At 67.9% G+C, this 19640-nt stretch carries 15 protein-coding genes; 5 read left to right on the top strand and 10 right to left on the bottom strand.

The genetic code is table 11. The annotated features are described in order from the left end of the window. Positions 1 to 32 precede the first annotated feature (32 nt). Both AC5JJ2_RS25515 and tpx read right to left on the bottom strand, forming a co-directional pair. Positions 33 to 1022 carry a hypothetical protein gene (locus AC5JJ2_RS25515; protein ID WP_495860872.1) on the bottom strand — a complete coding sequence of 330 codons (990 nt, stop codon included), beginning with the start codon at positions 1020 to 1022 and terminating at the stop codon, positions 33 to 35. Positions 1023 to 1512: 490 nt separating this feature from the next. Continuing rightward, positions 1513 to 2040 carry a thiol peroxidase gene (tpx, locus tag AC5JJ2_RS25510; RefSeq protein ID WP_495860871.1) on the bottom strand — a complete coding sequence of 176 codons (528 nt, stop codon included), beginning with the start codon at positions 2038 to 2040 and terminating at the stop codon, positions 1513 to 1515. A gap of 112 nt (positions 2041 to 2152) precedes the next feature. Here tpx and AC5JJ2_RS25505 point away from each other — a divergent pair, with 112 nt between their 5' ends. Next, on the top strand, positions 2153 to 3235 hold the full coding sequence (locus tag AC5JJ2_RS25505; RefSeq protein ID WP_495860870.1) for a type II secretion system F family protein: 1083 nt from the start codon (positions 2153 to 2155) through the stop codon (positions 3233 to 3235). Between the two features lie 41 nt (positions 3236 to 3276). On the opposite strand, the gene AC5JJ2_RS25500 is transcribed toward AC5JJ2_RS25505, so the two are convergent. The 4 genes from AC5JJ2_RS25500 to AC5JJ2_RS25485 form a co-directional block, all read right to left on the bottom strand. Continuing rightward, entirely contained in the window at positions 3277 to 4848 is a 1572-nt protein-coding gene (locus AC5JJ2_RS25500) for an ArnT family glycosyltransferase (RefSeq protein ID WP_495860869.1), read from the bottom strand. A gap of 126 nt (positions 4849 to 4974) precedes the next feature. Continuing rightward, positions 4975 to 6291: a DUF1552 domain-containing protein gene (locus AC5JJ2_RS25495; protein ID WP_495860868.1), complete on the bottom strand. Its 1317-nt coding sequence runs from the start codon at positions 6289 to 6291 to the stop codon at positions 4975 to 4977. A gap of 98 nt (positions 6292 to 6389) precedes the next feature. After that, positions 6390 to 8687 (bottom strand): DUF1592 domain-containing protein, encoded by a 2298-nt coding sequence (locus tag AC5JJ2_RS25490; protein WP_495860867.1) that lies wholly within the window; start codon positions 8685 to 8687, stop codon positions 6390 to 6392. Between the two features lie 77 nt (positions 8688 to 8764). Next, positions 8765 to 9793, bottom strand: coding sequence for a hypothetical protein (locus AC5JJ2_RS25485; RefSeq protein ID WP_495860866.1), 1029 nt, complete (start codon positions 9791 to 9793; stop codon positions 8765 to 8767). Between the two features lie 210 nt (positions 9794 to 10003). Here AC5JJ2_RS25485 and AC5JJ2_RS25480 point away from each other — a divergent pair, with 210 nt between their 5' ends. Further along, a complete protein-coding gene (locus AC5JJ2_RS25480; RefSeq protein ID WP_495860865.1) occupies positions 10004 to 11026 on the top strand; it encodes a DUF1559 domain-containing protein in 1023 nt (340 codons plus the stop codon). Positions 11027 to 11052: 26 nt separating this feature from the next. On the opposite strand, the gene AC5JJ2_RS25475 is transcribed toward AC5JJ2_RS25480, so the two are convergent. From AC5JJ2_RS25475 to AC5JJ2_RS25465, 3 genes are read right to left on the bottom strand one after another with little or no spacing between them, the layout of a single operon-like run. Beyond that, entirely contained in the window at positions 11053 to 11586 is a 534-nt protein-coding gene (locus AC5JJ2_RS25475; protein ID WP_495860864.1) for a hypothetical protein, read from the bottom strand. A 21-nt stretch (positions 11587 to 11607) separates the two neighbouring features. After that, complete coding sequence (locus AC5JJ2_RS25470; RefSeq protein ID WP_495860863.1) at positions 11608 to 12105, bottom strand: hypothetical protein; 498 nt, start codon at positions 12103 to 12105, stop codon at positions 11608 to 11610. Positions 12106 to 12127: 22 nt separating this feature from the next. Beyond that, on the bottom strand, positions 12128 to 13123 hold the full coding sequence (locus tag AC5JJ2_RS25465) for a ribose-phosphate diphosphokinase (RefSeq protein ID WP_495860862.1): 996 nt from the start codon (positions 13121 to 13123) through the stop codon (positions 12128 to 12130). Between the two features lie 262 nt (positions 13124 to 13385). On the opposite strand from AC5JJ2_RS25465, the gene AC5JJ2_RS25460 reads away from it, so the two are divergent. The 3 genes from AC5JJ2_RS25460 (at position 13386) to AC5JJ2_RS25450 (ending at position 18407) form a co-directional block, all read left to right on the top strand. Further along, on the top strand, positions 13386 to 14777 hold the full coding sequence (locus tag AC5JJ2_RS25460; protein WP_495860861.1) for a DUF1570 domain-containing protein: 1392 nt from the start codon (positions 13386 to 13388) through the stop codon (positions 14775 to 14777). A gap of 107 nt (positions 14778 to 14884) precedes the next feature. Beyond that, on the top strand, positions 14885 to 17551 hold the full coding sequence (locus tag AC5JJ2_RS25455; RefSeq protein ID WP_495860860.1) for a S1 family peptidase: 2667 nt from the start codon (positions 14885 to 14887) through the stop codon (positions 17549 to 17551). Positions 17552 to 17699: 148 nt separating this feature from the next. Further along, positions 17700 to 18407, top strand: a complete 708-nt coding sequence (locus AC5JJ2_RS25450; RefSeq protein ID WP_495860859.1) for a hypothetical protein — start codon at positions 17700 to 17702, stop codon at positions 18405 to 18407. A gap of 104 nt (positions 18408 to 18511) precedes the next feature. On the opposite strand, the gene AC5JJ2_RS25445 is transcribed toward AC5JJ2_RS25450, so the two are convergent. Then, positions 18512 to 19420 carry a DUF58 domain-containing protein gene (locus AC5JJ2_RS25445; RefSeq protein WP_495860858.1) on the bottom strand — a complete coding sequence of 303 codons (909 nt, stop codon included), beginning with the start codon at positions 19418 to 19420 and terminating at the stop codon, positions 18512 to 18514. Positions 19421 to 19640 lie beyond the last annotated feature (220 nt).

The raw sequence follows: 19640 nt of genomic DNA, 5'->3' as shown, positions 1-19640 counted from the left end.
AAGCCGGCGGCTATATACGGATCACTTCCCACTTATCGGCTCACCAGCCGGAACTCGCGGGTGTCGTTCGCCGCGACCGTCAGCTTCTTGTACCGCACGGCGTTGCCGTCGCCGCGGTCCACGTACAGGTACCAGTCGCCGGCCGGCAGCGTCAGGTCGAACTCGCCGAACTCGTTCGCCTTCGCGTACTTCCGGTCGGCGTGGTCGGCCGCGTTCACGAACACCAGCTTCGACCCCGCCTTCGGCGTGAGCTGGTCCTTCTCGACCACCTCCCCCCGCAGCCTCGCCTTGCTGGCCGTGTTCGCGTTCAGCGGGGCCTTCGCCCGCGTGGACGACGGGTTGTTCGCCGGCGGCATCTGCCGCGGGAAGTTGTTCGTTCCGCCGGTCGGCAGGTCGGTCGGGCTGATCGTCTCCGGGCCGCTCGGCGTGATCGTCGGCGGGGTGTTGCGGAACTCGTCGATCCGCGGCGCGCCGATCGGCGGGGCCGGGACGGTGTAGTTCGACTGGCGGCGGGTCGGCGGGTAGTAGTACGTCACCACCGGCGTCGTCTCCGTCACCTCGCGGTAGCTCCGCACCGGCACGAGCCGCGTCTTCTCGACGAACCGCTCGACCGAGTTGCACTGCTCCTTCAGCACGTAGCTCGTCCGCGGGACGGCGATCTCCTGGCACGTCTGCGTGCAGGGGTCGTAGTACGACGTGTAGCTGTAGCTCTTCACCGGGTCCCAGTAGTACGACTTTACGGTTTCCCGCACGGGGACGCGGTACGACTCCCGCCGCCATTCCGTGACCGGCTGGTAGTAGCTCCGCTGCACGTACTCCACGCGGCGTTCCGGCTGCGGGCATGGGTCCGGCGGGCAGGGGCCGGGGCACGGGTCGGCCCGCCGCGGGGCGAAGAAGCTGGCCCGCGGCCGCTCGTTGCAGCAGGTGAGTTGGAACACGTTGTCCCACCCGGCCTGGGAGGTCGTCGCGGTCGCGGCGACGGTCGCGGCGGCCAGGGCGAAGGTACGAAGGTTGAACGTCATGGTTGGTTCTCCGGGTGCGATCCTTCCACACTTTAGACTAAGTTCTCGCAACCCGCGCACCAACGATTTTCAAGTTTCCGAGAATCGGCACGACCGAAACGGCGCGCAAGAACCCGCAAAGTCGGCCCATCCTTCACTGCTTCGCTAGCTTCTGGGGGAATGAAGAGAATGGGCGGGGGCGCGAATTGACAGAAGGGAGATGATCAGTTCCAGTTTTCCGCGACTTGAAGGGGCAACGGCGAGCGTCACGGCGTAAGCGTGACGTGTCTCGAACCCGTAAATGACATCGCCCCAACCGCAACAGTAGAACCCAGAGCGGAAGCGACGGGGTGGAGCGCCTCCACCCCGTCGCTTCCGCTCTGGGTTCTACGAGCAACGGACCCCGTCCCCGCGCGGGCCCGAGACACGTCACGCTTACGCCGTGACGCTCGCCGTTGCCCCTGTTGGGAAGTCGAAGGTTGGACGATGTCACCGCAGATTCGCAACCCGCTTATCCCGCCGCCTTCTTCAGCGCCTCCAGCGCGGCCCCGTAGTTCGGCTCGCTCGTCACTTCCGGCACGTACTCGGCATACGTCACCGTGCCGGCCGGATCGACCACGAACACGGACCGGGCCAAGAGCTTGATCGGCAGCGGCGACTGCTCGAACAGCACGCCCCAGTTTTTGCCGAACGACTGGTCGTGCTGGTCCGACAGCGTCTGCATCGTTTTCACGCCCTCGGCCCCGCAGAACCGCTTCTGGGCGAACGGCGAGTCCAGGCTGACGGTGTAGCACGCCACCTTGTCGCCGAGGGCGTTGATGCCGTCCTCGAACTTCTTCGTCTGCGTGCTGCACACCGGCGTGTCGATCGACGGCACGACGCTGAACAGCCGGGCCTTCCCGTTGCTGTCCGCGAGCGTGACGGCGGCGAGGGCGTTGCTCACGGCCTTGAAGTCGGGGGCCTTCTGCCCGACCTTGACCGCGTCCCCGGCGAGGGTGACCGGGTTCCCCTTGAACGTGACGGCGTTGGCGCGAGACATCGGATTCTCCTGGTGGCGGGACGGATCGGGACGCAGACATGATAGGGACCGGCCCGGTGGCGGAACCCCGGCGGCGGCGGTATGGTGAACGTGTCCCTTCCGAGGCTGTCGCATGTTCCGGTCGTCGTGCCCGCTGCCCGCGCTGATCCTCTGGTGTCGGGCGCTGCGGCACGGGCTGGACGTGGGCCTCTCGCCCGTCCGCGTCTTCCGCCAACAAGCAAAGTCCGGCCCGGCCGTGTTCCGCCCGGTCGCCGAGCGGATGGCGAACCGCCTGGAGGACGGCGAGTCAATGTCCGACGCGCTGCGGCCGGAGGCGTGGCGGTTCCCGCTTCTGTTCGTGGAGCTGATCGCCGTCGGCGAGCAGGCCGGGCGGCTGCCGGTCGTTTTCGCGGAGCTGGAGAAGCATTACGAGGAAGTGCTGGCCGCGCAGCGGCAGTTCCTGACCGCACTCGTATGGCCTGGGATCATGTACGTCGGCGCGATCGGCGTGCTGACGATGTTGATCCTCATCCTCGGCAGCCTCGGCACGAAACTCGACCCGCTCGGCCTGGGACTAACAGGCGCGAGCGGTGCGTTCTGGTTCTTCACCTACGCGGCCGTGTTCACCGCCTTCATCCTCGGCTCGGTGGTCATCCTCATCCGCACGCCGAACGCGCGGGCGAAAGCGGAGTCATTGGCGCTGAAGGTCCCCGGCATCGCGCCGGTGGCGCGGGCGTTCGCGCTGCACCGGTTCGCGATGGCCGCCCACATGACCATCGAGGCCGGGCTGCGGGCCGACCGCGTGATGAAGAGCAGCCTCCGGGCGACCGCGAACAAGGCGTACCAACAGGAGGGCGAGCGGGCGGCGAAGATGTGCCGGAAGGGGACTGAGATCGCCGAGACGCTAGGGAAGCTCGGCCCGGACCTGTTCCCGGAGGAGTTCGTTCACGCCGTCGCCATCGGGGAGGAAAGCGGGCGGCTGGCGGAGGTGATGGAGAAGGAGGCGAAAATTTATCAGGAGGCGAGCATCCGCGGGATGAAGGTGCTCGCCCGGATCGTGTCCGGCGTCGTTTACGTGATGATTTCGATCCTCGTGATCGTCTGCATCTTCCGCGTCGTTCAGACCGCGTACATCGACCCGATGAACCAACTCGCGGACGACCTGGCGCAAGACCCCAACAACATTTTCAAGAAGCGCGACCTTTTCGGGGACTGACCCGCGGTTAGCGGGCGACCCGACGGGTCGCCCGCTAACCGTCAGTCCGTTTGCGCGCGAGAGACGGTGTTGGGCACGATCACCGCCACGTCCGCCAGGCCCCACGGGGTGCTGCCGATCAGCTTCTGCCACAGCGTGCGCGTCGGCCGGTCCAGGCTCACGGCTTCTTCCACCCGCAGCGACGGCGGAAGCGCCTCGCGGAAGGCGTCGAACGAGTGCCGGTGCGTGAACAGGATCACCGTCCGCGGCCGGTGGTGCATGTCCACCATCAACTGGTTCACGCCCTTGCTGCGGACGCGGTCGAAGTCGGCGCGGTCGGTGTAAAACGCCACCGAGTCGCAACCCCGCGGGTACGTCACCACCGGCGTCGCCGGGTCGGTCACGAACTTCCCCACCACGTCCGGCTCGCCGAACGGCGACCTTGCCCGCGCGTACTCCGGGATGACGAACGTGTTCGCCGCGAACAGCAAACACGCGAACGCGGCGACGAGGCCCTTCGTGGCGGGCCGGGCGTCCCACCGCGACCGCGCGACGAACTCCCCGAGCGCCAGGCACAGGAACGGGAACGCGGGCAGGATGTACGTCGGCAACTTCGACCCGGACACGCTGAAGAACGCCACGCACCACAGCCCGGCGAGCAGCCAGAACCCGCCGGCCGCCGACCGCGTTTCCCCGGACCGGAACAGCAGGTCGCGGAAATACGGCACGAGCAGGAGCGTCCCCGGCAGCAGGCCGCCGACGAGGATCGGGGCGTAGTACCAGACCGGCTGCAGGTGGTCGAACGGCTGCACGAACCGCATGACGTTGTGTTCCCAGAAGAAGTACCGCAGGAACGCCGGCTCGCGGAGGTAGATCGCCACGTACCACGGCACGTTGACGGCGACGACGATGCCGAAGAAGAGCGCGAGGTTCTTCCAGCCGACGACGAGCCGCGACGCGGACAGCCACGCGAACGCGACGAGCGGCGGGAAAAGCAGAATCTCCGCGATCGGGCCTTTCGTCAGGAACCCCAGTCCGGACGCGACGGCCGACGCGACCCACCAGCCCCGCCGCAGCGTGCCGGTGCGGACGGCCTCGAACCCGCTGAGCACGGACAGCGTCACGCACAGCGTCAACAGCCCGTCGAGCAGCAGCAACCTGGCCACGGCGAGGTAGCCGGGCGCGACGGTCAGGAGCATCGCGGCCCAGAACGCCGACCGCTCGCCGAGCGACCGGCGGCCGATCAGGTAGACGGCCAGGATCGTCAGGTGGACGCACACAGCCGGGACCAGCCGGGCGGACGCCTCGCTGACGCCGAACAAAGTGTAGCTGAGCTTCACTAGCCAGTACATCAGCGGCGGCTTGTCGAGGTACGGCTCGCCTTGCAGCGTCGGCACGACCCACTCGCCGCGGTCGAGCATCTCCTTCGGGATTTGCGCGTACCGCCCCTCGTCGGGTTCCAGCAGGTGGAACGACCGCATCGGGTACAGCAGCATCGCCGGCAACACGATGACGAGAAGAAGCGAGGCGAGCTTGACGCGCGAATCGACGGCCGCCGTGCCGGGGAAGAGGACGGTCCGCCACAGGAACGACAGCCACGCGGGCAGGGAAGTCGGGGCGTCGGCCGTCGTCATGCGCGTCCTCCGGGGGAGGACGGAGACTACGGCACGCGGATGAACGGCGTCAACGCGAAGTCCGTAAACGCGGTGAGCGAGCGACCCGACGGGTCGCCCGCTCACCGGGTGTTGCGTGAGGTGTCGTTACGTCAGATCGTTCAGCGGGCCGTCGCCGCAGTAGTTGGGGTTCCCGAACGCCTTGACGCGGTGGCCGAACGCGTGCGCGAACGACATCAGCAGCCGGTTGTGCGGGACCTGCTTGTACTTCAGCGACCGGCCCATCTTAAAGCCCAGCCCGCCGCCGACCAGCAGGAACGGCGTGTCGTTGTGCGTGTGCGAGTTCCCCTGGCCCAACTCGTTCGTCCAGACGATGGTGGTGTTGTCGAGCAAACTCCCCTGCCCGCCCGGCTCCGGCGTCTCGGAGAGACGCTTGGCGAGGTACGCGAGCTGTTCGCAGAACCAGGTGTCGATCTTCGTGATCTTCTCCATCGCCTTCTCGTTGCTGTTCGGCTCGTGCGACAGCTCGTGGTGGCCCTCGGTGATGCCCAGCCACTTCATCCGGGCCATGCCGACGCTGTTCGTGAACTGCAGCGTCGCCACCCGGCTGAAGTCGGCCGCGAAGCTATTCACCATCAGCTCGATCTGCATCTTGCTCAGCTTCGGGATGTTCTCGTTGTCGTCCCGGACGCCCGGCTCGATCTCCGGGACCTTGTGCCCGATCTCGCCGTGCTTCGTCGCGGCCTTCAGTTCGAGTTCCATCTCGCGGACGAACGTGGTGTGCTCGTCGAGCAGCTTGCGGTCCTCGACGCTGACCGCCCCGGCGACCTTCTTCAGGTCCGCGTTTAGGTCGTCCAGGACGCTCGCCAGCACCTTGTTGTCGGTCGTGCGGCCGTAGAGCTTCTTGAACATCTGGTACGGGTCGTCGATCGGGGCGACCGGCTTGTTCGCCCCGGCGTACACCATCCGCGTCCAGGTGTCGGCCCGGTCCGGGACCTGCACGCCGAACTCCAGGCTGCCGAACCGCGTCTTCGTGGCCGCGTCCTTCTGCAGGTGGTTGCGAATCTCCTGGTCGATGGACAGCCCCTTCGCCCAGCCCGCGGGCGTGTCCGAGCCGCCCTGGATGTTGCCGGGGAAGAGTTCGATCCCGGTGAGCAAGCACCCGATGCCGCGCATGTGGCCGTCGCCGTCACCGCGAATCTTGTCGGCGACGCCGTGCAGGAACAGCGTCTGCTTCTTGAACGGCTCCAGCGACACGACCGACTTCGGGAGCGTGAACTCGCTCCCGGTTTCCTTCGGCCAGAAGTTCCACGGCACGACGCCGTTCGGCGAGAACATGACGACGAGCCGCTGCTTCCGCCGCCCCTGGTTGGCGAACCCGAGGCTCGGCAGGTTCAGCACGAACGGGACCGCGGCCGCCGACAGGCCGAGGGTGCGGATGAAATCGCGTCGCGTCTGACTCACAAGGCTCTCCCGATATTCGGCCACAGATGAACACGGATGAAAACAGATCAGAACGAAATCATGTTTTTCTGATCTGTGATTTCTGTGTTCCTCTGTGGCTAATTCTTAGTCCCCTTCATCGCGGCGGTCGAGACGACTTCTACCGCCAATTGTCGCACGTTGAAGCCCGACTTCGCAAACTTTTCTCGCAGGTCCGCCCCCGTCGTCGGGCCGTAGGCGCGGATCGATTGTTGGACGAGATGGTGGAACATTTGTTCCGCGAACGCCGAGTGCGTGTCCTCGCTCGCGGCCAGGAACGTCGCCAGTTCCGTCGGGCCGCGGAAGGTTTTCACCTCCCCGGCGCGGGTGGTGTAGCTGCCCTCCGGGTTCACCGCCTTCTTGTTGTCCTGCTCGCGGAACCGGCCGATGGCGTCGTAGTTCTCGAGCGTGAACCCCAGCGGGTTGATGACCGCGTGGCACGACTGGCAGTTCACGCCCTTCGTTTGCAGTTCGACCCGCTCGCGGGTCGTCAGCGTCGGGTGCAAGTCCGCGGCCAACGGGGTGAACGCCTCGGCCGGCGGCTTGAGGCCGACGCCGAGGATGCCGCGGGCGAGGAACACGCCGCGATGGATCGGCGACGTTTCGCCGGTGTACGCGAACGTCGCCAGCATGAACGGGTGCGTCAGCACGCCCTGCCGCCGGCCCTTCTCGAACGCGACCTTCTGGAACGGGGCGTTCTCCGACAGCGACGCGCCGTAGTACTTCGCGAGGCGGCCGTTGAGGTACGTCTCCTCGTTGAGCAGCAGCTGGCGGAAGTCGGACTTCTCGGACCAGACCACGTCGTCGAGGAACAGGTCGAGCGACGTGCGAAGGTCGGCGACGATTGCGGCGTCGAAGCCGGGGAACCGCTTCGGGTCCTTCTCGGCGTCGCGGGCGTGGTCGGTCTTCAGCCAGTGGTGCAGGAACCCGCGGAGCTTCGCCCGCGCCCGCGTGTCCGTCATCATCCGCTCGGCGACGTGCTTCTTGATTTCTTCCGCCGTCCGCAGCTTGCCCTGCGCGGCGAGGGCGTGCAGCTCCTGGTCCGGGACGGAGTCCCACAGGGCGAACGCCATCCGGGCGGCCACGTCGTACTGGTTCGGGTCGCCGGCGACTTCGCGGTACAGGAACCGCGGCGACTTCAGGATCATCAGCACCGCCCGCTTCGCGGCGGCCTGGAGGTCCGGCGTACCCTCGACCGGCCGCGCGACGTAGAGGCGCTCCACGTCCTCGGTGACCGGCTTGCGGAACGCCAGCTTCGCGAACTGCCGCAGGAACGCCGTCAGCTTGTCCTTCTTCTTCGGGTCATTGAGGTTCGTGTTGGCGAACTGCTCGATGCGGGTGGAAACGTAATTCGCCGCGTCGATGGCGGCGTCGGTCGTGGCCTGGTCCCACGCCTTCGAGACGGTCGTGCCGCGCTCCCACCCGTAGCTGCGGTCGTCCGGCGGGAACTTGGTTTCATCGACGTACACGTCCTGCGCGAACTGCGGCGACAGGACGCGGGCCGGGATCGGCTCGACCGTCCCGTGCGGCGGTTGCCACAACAGGCTGACGGACGCCGCCGTCGGCTTCGGCATTTTGTCCTTGACCCCTTGCAGGGCCTTCGAGAAGTCGAGCCGGATCGGGTACGCCCGGCCGCCGAGCAGGAACAGCGTCGCCTTGTACTCGTTGTCGCTGCCGGACTTCACGTACCCGTCGGCGACCGGCTTGCGGGAATCGTTCACCCACAGCTTCACCGACTGGTCGGACTTCACGATGAACGTGTAGTCGCCGGTCTCCGGGGCGAGGACGCTGCCGGACCAGCGGATCGAGAACTCCTTCGCGTCGAACTCCTTCGCCTTCGGGTCGAACTCCTTCCCGCCCGGAGCTTCCGTCCCGAAGTCGAATGTCACGCCGGGGTCGAGCCGCTCAATCAGCCGCTGGCCGTGGTTGCGGTTCTTGAAGTACTCGGCCTTCAGGCCCCGCTTGTCCTCCCACCGCGTGTTCGCCCCGCCGCGGAAGCTGCCGAGGATGTCCGCGAGGGCGTTCTTGTACTGCGGTACGGTCAGCCGCGCGAGTTCGACGCGGACCGGCTTGTTCTTCTCGCGGGCGGCCTGCGAGTAGAAGCCGTCGTAGACGTACTGCGAAATCTTGGTCGAGTCGTCCTTCGACAGCGAGCCGGGGTCGTTCTCCGGCATCGTCTTCTGAATCTGCTCGGCCAGCTGCGCGACGGAGAAGTCGCCGACGAGCGGCTTGGGATATCTCTTCGTCCCCTCCCCGACCTTGCCGTGACAGCGGACGCACTGCGCGGCGTAGAGCTGCTCGCCGGTGTCCGCGGTCAGACGGGGCGTGAGGAACACGACGGCCGCGAAAAGGCCGAGGAATTTCGCGTGATGCGTCATTTCTGAGAGTCGGACGTTCGCTGGGGCGAACCGGGGGGGTGGGTTCTTTAATAGTATCGGCCGGGAAGCGGGCGGGGTCAAGTTTCGGGGAGAATAGAACCGACTTGACCGGCGGCGGGCTTCCGTCGTCGGAAGCGGAGGAACAGGGCCAAGAACAGAAGCCCACCGACGACCGCGACCAGTCCGAGCCGCCAAAGTAGGGAGAATATCCCGCGGGCGTTCGGGTTCGGCAGGGCACGGACGGGCAACTTCTCGCCGTCCGCACCGGCGAGGAAGCTCGACCCGTCGCGATTATCAGAAACCTCCATGCCGCGCGGGAACTTCATTTCAAAAAGTGTGTCCGGGAGCGGTTCGCCGACGCGGACCTTGTCCACCGTCGCCGTGAGAACGTTCCGGCGGTTGTTCGACGGGTGCTGCGAGGTCAGCGTCCAGCCGGACGGCAGCCACCTCGCGCCGGCGTGTTTCTCGTAGCGGATGTCGTATCGGGCGGTGTATTTCCCTTCCGCTCGCTCCGCCCGCGTGACGACGTACTCCCTCGCCGGGTCGGCCCAAAGCGTCTGGCGGCCGTCGAGCCGGCACACCACCAACCCGTCGGCGTCGGCCTTCTCGACGAGGGCCAACCGCTCCGGCCGTTCGGCCACGTAGGAGGCCAACCGGCACGCCAGGAACAGCGGCCCGTTGCGTTCCGGCCGCAGAACCCCCACGGCGCTCGTGGGCAAGATCACGCCTTGCAACTTGTAGCCCGGCTCCCGAGGGAACTGGTAGTAGGCCGCCTCATCGTTCTGGATCAGGATGAACGCGGCCCCCGGCCGCAAAAGGGGCGGCAGTGGGTGAACGTCCTCCAAACGATACCGTGCCCCGTCGAGGGCGAGCCGGCCCCGCGATTCCGCCGTGCTTTCCTTGACCGCCGGCTGCTTGTCCGCCGTTTTCCCGGTAGGGGCAACCTCCCACCGGAGGACTTCCTGGACCCGGTAGACGAACTCCGCCCGTTGCGTCGCCGCTTCCCGCGCCCGCGCCGCGTCCATCAACCGAGCCACGGCGTCCTGAGCCGGGGCGACAGCCGCGAGAACGCCGAACGTGATCGCGGCCAACAGGTATTTCGTCATCGCGCCGTCCTCCGTGGGCGAATCGAGTGGACCACGGATTCTGTCGGTGAGCAACGGAGAATTCGATGAGACCGCGCGCCACGAATTGACCCCTCGTGGCCAGCGGGCGACCACTTTTTCGGGCCGACACGCTCAGTATTCCGCACATCTGATCCGGCACGGCTGTTGCTTTGTCGCGGGCCGAACCACGACCCTCAACACGGAATCGACATGCGAACGAACCGCCGCCACGGTTTCACCCTCATCGAACTACTGGTCGTCATCGCGATCATCGCCATCCTCATCGGGTTACTCCTGCCGGCCGTGCAGAAGGTCCGGGAGTCGGCGGCGCGGATCAAATGCACGAACAACCTCAAACAGATCGGCCTCGCCCTGCACAACTACGAGAGCGCCCGCGGCGAGTTCCCGATGTCCAAGCGGACGTTCAAGGACGCGACGAAGCCGGAGGCCGCCCAGCGGAGCTGGATGCCGGACGCCCTGCCGTACATCGAGCAGGGGGCGATCGTCGCCCAGTACAACCTGCGGGAGAACTGGTGGATCGACGCCGACGCCACCAACCCCGTCGGCGCGAGCATCAACGGCACGCTCGCCCGGACGCAACTGCGGCTCGTCCAGTGCCCGTCCACCCCGGACCCGGAGCGGCTCCAAGACAAGTACGAAACCACGCCGCCGAACAAGGTCGGGGCGTGTACCGACTACTTCGCCGTCGAGGGGATCGCGGCTAACTTCAACACGAACGTCGGGCTGACCGGCGCGGACCAACTCACCGGCGACCGGGCCGGCGTCCTGATGGGCTGGAATGGGGCGACGCTCCCGAAGCCGTCCAACCGCATCGCCAGCATCATCGACGGCACGTCGAACACGATGCTCGTCGGGGAGAACAGCGGCCGGGAGGACATCTACCGGAACGGGAAGTTGCTGACGAAGGCGGTGGCGAACAACACGCTGGCGAACTGCGCCCGCGCCCGCGGCGGGGCGTGGGCGACGAACGACAACCCCTACGAGATCGGGCAGTTGATCCTGTGGTGCTCCGGGCAGGTGACGACGCCCCCGCCGACGCCGATGAAGATCAACGGGTCCAACGAGTGGGGGTACGGGCTGTACTCGATGCACCCCGGCGGGGCGAACGTGGTCATGGCCGACGGGTCGGTGCGGTTCCTGAGCGAGAACCTGCCGTTCCGGACGCTGGGGATTCTGGCCACCCGCGCCGGCGGCGAGGTCGCGCCGGAGTGACGTGAATTCCGCCCCGCCGCTCGCCGTCACGGCATCGGCGGGGCCTTCTCCGAGTCGTCGTGGTGGGCGTACTTCTTCGGCACGAACTCCTTCCACACGACCGGCCGCCGCTTCCCCTGGACCTCGATCTCGCACTTCACCGTCACCACGTCGTCCGGCTTCAGCCACTCGGCCTTCGCCACGAAGTGCGAGCACGTCCCCTTCGCCTCGTCCGTCGGCCGCTCCTCGGCCGGGGCCGGGTCGAACGTCAGCGTGTACTCGATCGGGTCGCCGGCCCGCGTCGCCTTCGCCACCAGGGCCGTGTCCGCGATGCCGACCGGCTTCGGCTCCGCCCCGGCCGTCTCGATGAACACGTCCAGCTCGTTGCCGTCCTTCGACAGGTGGGCCGTCAGCGCCGCGTGGTACGGCCCGGCGTCGGCCAGCTTCATCTTGTCCCGCTCGTGCGCGTGGTCGGCCTCGCGGTCCGCGGCCCGGCCGGACGCCACCGGCGTCGGGGCCGAGGACGACGGCGAGCACCCGGCCACGACGACGGCGAACGACAGGGAGAGGATCATTCGCATACGGTCGGCCTCCCGGCGGGGCTAGCGGAAGCCCCACATCAGCATGAAGAAGAGGGATGCGAGGAGGAATACCACGTTCAGCACCAGCCCGGCGATCGCCGTCCCGTTCCGGGCCGCCCGCAGGCCGAGCGCGCCGAGGACGATCCCCACGACGGTCAGCGGCCCGCCGATGATCGGGCACCAGAACACGAAGACCGCCACGACGCCCAGGACCAGGGACGCGTCGCCGAGGCCGGTCCCCTCGTTCGCCCGCCGCCGCTGCCGCTCGTAGAAGTCGTCGTCGTAATCGTCGTCGTCCGCGTACCGCCGGGACCGCCGGCGGCGGCGGGACGGGCGGTCGTCCTCGTCGTCGTCCCGCTCCCGGTCGCGGCGGCGCTCCCGGTCGTCCCGGTCGGACCGCTGCGGCTTCGCGACGAACACCTGGTGGCAGCTGCCGCACTCGACTTCCTGCCCGCGGTGGGCCGCGTCCAGTTCCAGTTGGCAGTCGCACGTCGGGCAGTGGACGGTAATCGTGGCCATGACTCGCGGGTGGTTTCCTCGGTCACCGGTCGTCCTGGAACAGGTCGGTGAGCGAGTAGTTCTCGTGAATCCGGTACACCGCCTCGGCCAGCAGCTTGCCGACGGAGATGACCTCCAGGTTCGGCAGCGCCACCCGCTTCTCGGCGGAGATCGGGATCGTGTCCGTCACTATGATCTTTTCGATCCCGGCCGTCCGCAATTTATCCACCGCCCCGGCGCTCAGGACGCCGTGCGTGCTGGCCACGTAAACCCGCTTCGCCCCGGCCGCCTTCGCCGCCCGAGCCGCCCCGGCGATCGTCCCGCCGGTCGAGATCATGTCGTCGAAGATGAACACCGTCTTCCCCTCGACCGGCGACCCGATGATGTGCGCCTGCTCGGTCGTGGTGGCGCTCGACCGCCGCTTGTCCACGACGGCGATGTGCTTGCTGCCGAGGCCCTTCTGGTACTTCAGCGCCTTCTTGATCGCCCCCTCGTCCGAAGACAGTACGACGATGTCGTCCGGCGGGATGCCGAGGGTGCGGATGTACCCGATGATCTCGCGGGAGGCGTACAGGTGATCGACGGGGATGTTGAAGAAGCCCTGGATTTGCGCGGTGTGCAGGTCGAGGCAGAGGACGCGGTTGGCCCCGGCGGTGGTGAGCAGGTCGGCGACGAGCTTCGCCGTGATCGGGACGCGGCCCTTGTCCTTGCGGTCCTGCCGGGCGTAGGCGTAGTACGGCAGCACGACCGTGATCCGGGCCGGGCTGGCCCGCTTGAATGCGTCCAGGATGACGAGCAGCTCCATCAGGCTCTGGTTGACCGGCTCGCACGTCGGCTGGACGAGGAACACGTCCCGGCCGCGAACGTCCTCGTCGATCCGGACGTTCGTCTCGCCGTCCGGGAAGTCGTCCACGACGAGCCGGCCGACGGGGATGTCGGCCTTCATGAGGGGGGAGAGTTCGCGGGCGATCCGCTCGGCCAGCGGCCGGTTGGCCCGGCCGCTGAACAGTTTGAGCTTCTGCTGTGTCGGGCTGGTCACGGCGTAATCCCTGCGGACCGAGTGGACGGTCATTATCGGGCCGGGGGCGGGGCGGGTCAATTGAAACGGGCCGATCCGAACGGTTCGGGCGTTCGGCCCGGCCGGAAGGATCAGTCCCTGGGACCGCGGGCGTCCCGCCCGCTACGGCCCCAGCCACATGAGGCTGATCCCCGCGGCGTGGAGGTGGGCGGGCGGGACGCCCGCGGTCCCAGGGGGCCAACCATCTTCCCTTTCCCCGAGAATCGGTCACAATCACCCTACCATGCTCCACCGCACGCTCCTGTTCCTCCTTCTCGCGGGGACGGTCTCCGCCCAACCGGCGAAGCCGGCCGCGTGGCCGCTCGACGAACTCACCGCCGTCAACGGGTCGAAATACCACGGCATCGTCCTCGACGAAACCGCCACCGGCGTCCGGTTCCGTGTCGTCCGCCGGCCGCCCGGCCGCCCCACCGTCACGCTCACCACGTTCTTCCTCAAGAAGGAAGTCGCGCAGATCAAGAAGATCGCGGACGCCGACCGCGAATCCGTGAAGGCGAAGCTGGCCGACCTCGACCCGACCGGCGCGGGCGAGCGCAAGCGGATGGAAGCCCTCGACCTGACCGCCACCGAGTGGCTCGGCCGCAAGGACGCGGCGAAGCGGTACGACTCGGACGAGTTCACCCTGGCGTCGTCCGCGTCCGAGGAAATCACCCGCCGGGCCGGGGTGCGGCTCGAGCAGATTTTCACCGCCTACGCCCGGTTCCTGCCGCCCCGCCGCCCGACGACGGCCCGGCCGCTGACGATCCTGCTCGCCCCGGACAAGGAGGAGTACGCGAAGCTCCTCGGCCCGGTCACCGGCCCGGTGCTGAACCCGGCCGTGTACGACCAGACGGCCAACCGGATCATCTGCGGGACCGACCTCCGGCGGCTCGGCCAGGACCTGTCCGCCGCCCGGCTGCACAACGTCCAGCAGCTGACCGCCCTCGACAAGTACGAGGCCGAGGTCCGCCAACTGTACAAGGACAGCCGGACCGAGCGGGACCGCCACCTCGGGCCGGTCAACGACCAACGGCGGAAGGTCTGGGCCGTTGAGAAGGCGAACGACGCGAAGTTCGACGAACTCACCGGCCGGCTGTTCGCACTGCTCTACCACGAGGCGTTCCACGCCTACGCCGCGAACGTGGCCTACCCGCCGCGGTCGGCCGCCGACGTGCGGGCCGGCAAGGGCGTCGGCGAACTGCCCCGCTGGCTGAACGAGGGGCTGGCGCAGGTGTTCGAGACGGCCGTGCTGGACGGCGGCGAACTCCGCGTCGGCCACGCCGACCGCGACCGGCTGATGCGGGCGAAGGACCTGCGGAAGAAGGACGGGTTGCTGCCGGTCGCCGACCTCGTCCGCACCGGCGGGGAGGCGTTCGTCACGATCCACGCGAACCAGAAGGCCGCCGCGGACCGGACGTACATCACGTCCTGGGCGCTGGCGTTCTACCTCGCGTTCGACCGGTCGCTGCTCGGCACGGCCGAGTTCGATGCGTACCTGACGGCCCTCAACACCGGCGGCGACCCCGGCAAGGCGCTGGAGGCGCTCCTCGGCAAGCCGCTCGCGGCGATCGACGCGGACGTGGGAAGCTACATCGACCGCCTCCGGCCCGACGGCCGGGCCGACCCGCCGCGGTGAGAAATGAATTCCGCCCGCGCGGCAATTTTGCCGTTACGACCGGACCCGCGAACGGGTACACTGACAACCATTATCTGATCCCTTGATTAGCTTTCGGAGCCGTGGGCATGGCGCTCTCAATTACCTGCACGGGGTGCGAGTCCGTTTACCCCGTCGGGGAACACCTGATCGGCAAGACGATCCGCTGCAAGAAGTGCGGCGAGATGATGCCGGTGACGGCCCCGGACGAGCCGGCGGTCGCCGTGCTCGTCGAGGACGAGGAAGAGGAGGCCCCGCGGTCCCGCCCGTCCCGCCGCCAGGAGGAGGCCGACGAGGCCGCCGCCCCGAAGGCCCGGGCGAGTCGCCGCCGTGACGACGACGAGGACGAAGAGAAGCCCCGGTCCCGCCGCCGGGCGGCGGACGACGAGGAGGAAGACGAAAGCCCGCGCCGCGGGTCGCAGAAGTCGAAGCTGCCGCTGATCCTCGGCGCGCTGGCGGCCGTCGTGCTGCTCGGCGGCGGCATCGGCGCGGCCATGTACCTCGGCGGCGACGACGGCGACAACGGCGACAACGGTTCCCAGGAAGTCGCGGCCGTCACGCCGAACAAGGCGAACACGCCCGGCGGTTCCAACACGACCCCGGCGAACAACACGAACACGAACACGACCAAGCCGAAGACCGACACCACGGCGAAGGCCGAGCCGAAGGCCGAACCCAAGACCGAGCCGAAGACGGAACCCAAGACCGAGGTGAAGGTCGAGCCGAAGGCGGAACCGAAGACCGAAACGAAGGTCGCGGTAACCCCGCCGACGAACCCCGGCGAGGAGATTCGGATCGGCCGCGGGACGGGCAACGCCACGTCGAGCAACCTCACGTCCGACCAGCTCATGGGCTGCCTGATCTCCGACTTCAACATGCAGAAGGCGAAGCGGGCCGGGGTGTTCATCAAGGCCGAGGCGGACATCGGCACGGGGACCGGGAGCGGGTGGTTCGGCGTCGAGCCGGACCTCGTGTTCACCAACGCCCACGTCCTGTTCATGAAGGCCCCGAACAGCCCGGAGCCGCGGAAGCTGACCCTCTACCTGAACGCCGGCACGTCCCAGCAGCGGGAGATCCCGCACGCGAAGCTGAAGATTCTCGCCGTGGACCGGGACATCGACCTGGCGGTCATCAAGATCATCGGCGAGACGAACCTGCCGACGCCGCTGAAGATCCGCCCGTCCGCGGAGTTGCGGGACAGCCAGGGGGTCATCACGATCGGGTTCCCGCTCGGGTACTCGATCTCCGGGGCCGTCGCCCAGTCGAAGAAGGAGCCGGAGGTCTCGACCCGCCGCACGTCCTACTCCGGGTCCACGGCCGACCAGTACGGCCAGGTCCGCCGGATCAAGCTGGAGGGCGGGATCAACCCCGGCAACTCCGGCGGGGCGATCATCGACGCCCACGGGGACGTGGTCGGCGTCGTCGTCGAGATGTTCGGCGGGGCGCGGTCCGGGAACTACATCGGCCTCGGCGTGCCGACCGAGTACGTCCAGGGGCTGATCGCCGGCCGCGTGGCGGGCGTCGAGTACGGCGTGCCGTACAAGGACAAGGACAAGGTCAAGATCCCGGTCACGGCGAAGGTCCTCAACCCGCTCGACCGGGCGATCCAGGTCCAGGTCCGGGCGTGGATCGCGGACGTGTCCGGCGGCCACCGGGAGCCGGGCATCTTCAAGCCGACCGGCCAGCCCGGCGACGCGAGCGAGCAGGTCGTCGAGCTGAAGTACGACGAGATCGCGAAGGTCGCGAAGGGCGAACTCGTGTACCCGGAAGCCGCGACCGGCCGGACGTATTGGGCGCAGCCGTTCTACGCGAACAACGTCCACACCTACAGCCTGCCGGGGATCAAGGTCCCGATGAACGGCCCGCCGGTCGAGCGGACGCCGGCCAACCTCACCGCCAACCCGCGGCAGGGGGCGCGGCGGGCCGTCACCATGTCCAACACGTTCGACCTGTCCGAGGCCGCCGAGGGCGAGGGCGAGGCGAAGAACGAGAAGATCCTCCTCAAGTCCACGCTCAAGGTGAACGAAACCGTCGTCCCGGCCGACCGGACGGACCAAATTCAGGCGGCGAAGTTGCGGCTCCAGTTCGAGTCGATCAACCTCGGCGTCGAGGGGTTCGGCGGCGGCTTCGAGCAGGACCTGTTCAGCAAGAAGATGCAGGAGCAGATCAACCAGTTCATCAAGCTGGCCGAGGCGTTCGGCCTCATCAACCGGTTCGGCGAGATGTACCGGTACACGGTCGGCGTGAACGGGGTGAACGACCCGGTCCTGCAGTTCCTCGTCACGTCCCTGACGCAGGAGGCGCTGGAGGCGCTGCAGGCCACGTCCATCCCGATGCCGAACCGGACGGTCAACGCCGGGGAGACGTGGACGACGACGAAGGACCTGCGGATCACGCTCATCACCGGCCCGACGACCATCACGCCGAAGGCCGGCGGCGGGGCGACGGTCCGCCGGCCGAAGGCCCGCGAGTACAAGTACCGCGACCAGGTGACGTACACGTACCTCGGCCAGCGGGAGCGGGGCGGCAAGAAGGAGGCCGTCGTCATGGTCGAGGGCAAGTCGGTCACCGCCCCCGGCAGCAAGGAGAGCGTGTCCGGCGGGGTGAAGGGGATCGCGTGGGTCGAGGTGGACACCGGCGTCGTCGTCGAGGCCGAGATCCACAAGGACTTCGAGCTGGACACGTCCGGCGACGGGGTGAAGAAGCGGCTGACCGGCCTGAACGACTACAAGATCAGCCGCGGGTCGGCGCAGTAGTGCTCTTGTGGAACCCTGAGCGGAAGCGACGGGGTGTGGGGACAGTTCTTACACCCCCCGTCGCTTCCGCTCAGGGTTCCACAAGACGACACGCGGGGCCGGGAGGGTTGACCCTTCCCGGCCCCCGGCGTTTCCGTAGGCCAACCGGATGCCGGACCCGCTGCTCATCCGTTGCCCGCATTGCAACCATGCCCTGAACTTGCCCGAAGACTTCCTCGGCCGGGTCGTCACCTGCCTCGAGTGCAAGTCGCCGTTCCGCGCCCCGGTCCGGGCCGGCGACGGACTGACCGAACCGGAGAAGTTGCCGCGGCCCAGCCGCATCCCGGTGCGGCTGTTCGTCCCCACGTTCGGGTTGCTCCTGCTCGGGTTCGCCGGGCTGTTCGTGAACGGCTACCTCGCCGTCTGGTTCCACGCCGACCCGAAGGCCGCGGCCCGATTCGCGGAGGCGAACTTCTTCTTCATGCTGGAAACCGACCCGCCGGCCGAGAAGCAACCGGACAAGCCCGCGAAGGCGACGGAGGACGAGAAGAAGCGGTTGGAGGAGGAGGACCGGAAGCGCCGCGAGGCGATGGCCGAGCGGCAGGCGCAGCTGGCGAAGGACGCGGCCGGCACCGTGTCCGTCGAGGGGATGAAGCGGGTGCGGATCATTTTCGCGGCCGTGAGCCTCGGCGTCGTGGTCGGCGGGTTCTGTTTCGCGTTGCGGAAGGGGTACTACTTCTGCTTCCTGGCGTGCTTGTTGGCGGCCGTGAACTCGCCGGACGTGGGGTGCTGCTTCCTCGGCGTGGTCGTCGGCGTGTGGGGTTTCATGGCCCTCATCTCCGACGACGGCCGCCGGTACTTCGGCCGCGCCTCGTAGGGCGGGTCAAGGCTTTGCGCCGACCCGCCGCGTCGCGAGCGGGTGGGCGTATCTCCCATGTGGTTGCGGTCCCCCGGCGGGTCGGCGCAAAGCCTTGACCCGCCCTACCGAAGAAGTCCGCGGTTCCGCAGGTAGTTCAGCACCAGCTTCTCGAACGGGACCTGGTTGCTCGTGAACAGGTAGCTCATCCCGCGGCGGTTGCAGAACCCCGACAGCCCGCCGCGGAACGCCGCCAGCGTCTCCTGGTACCGCTTCAACAGCGGCGCACTAATCGTCACCTCCGCCTCGTCGCCGTCCTCCACGTCCGTGAGCTTCAGGTCGCCCACGAACGCGGGGTCGATCTCCTCCTCCGCCAGAATCTGCACCGCGTACACGTCCAGGTTCCGGGCCAACAGGTAGCGGAACCCTTCCTCGTACCCGCCCTTGTCCAGGTAGTCGCTGAGTACCACCACGACGCCCCGGCCGCTCGTCCGCAGGCTGAACGTGCGGAGCGCCTTCGAGAAGTCCCCCGCCCCGCCGGCCGGCAACTCGTCGAGGAACTTCATGAGTCGCCACAGGCTCGGCCGGCCGCGGTACTGCGGCGACGCCGTGAACGTCGTCCCGCCGACGGCCGCGACCGCCACGCGGTCGAGGTTCACCAGCCCGACGAACCCGAGGGCGGCGGCCAGTTGCTTCGCGTACCGCAGCTTCGTCGGCCGGCCGTACTGCATCGACTCGCTCGCGTCGATCAACAGGTGGACGTGCAGGTCTTCTTCTTCCAAGAAAAGGCGCAAGAACAGCTTGTCGAGGCGTCCGTACAGGTTCCAGTCGAGGAACCGCAAGTCGTCGCCCACGCTGTACGGCCGGAAGTCGGCGAACTCCGACCCGCGGCCCTTCCGCTTGCTCAGGCGGTCGCCCTTCATTCGCCCGGCGCGAATTTTCTTGGACACGAGTTCGAGCGTCTCGAGCCGGCGGAGGAACTCCGGCGACAGGAGCGGGCCGTCGCGAACCGGGATCGGCGGGGTGTCGGGCATGGTGACAGGATAACGACTCCCGGCCGTGAATGTTTCGGGAAACTCGGAATGCTCGGGCACGGGGCGGGGGTGAACCGTGCCTATTCCCGTGGTCACCAGGCCGCGGTCTCCGAACCGGGCGTTCCCTGGGACCGCGGGCCGAAAATCCGCGCCAACCACGGGGCCGCGACCCGGGGTGGGGAAGCGGGTTTGTGGCGGGGGTGGGAGGGGGGGGGGGCGG

Source organism: Limnoglobus sp., from assembly GCF_059499385.1.
This window is presented reverse-complemented; position numbering and strand designations above follow the sequence as displayed.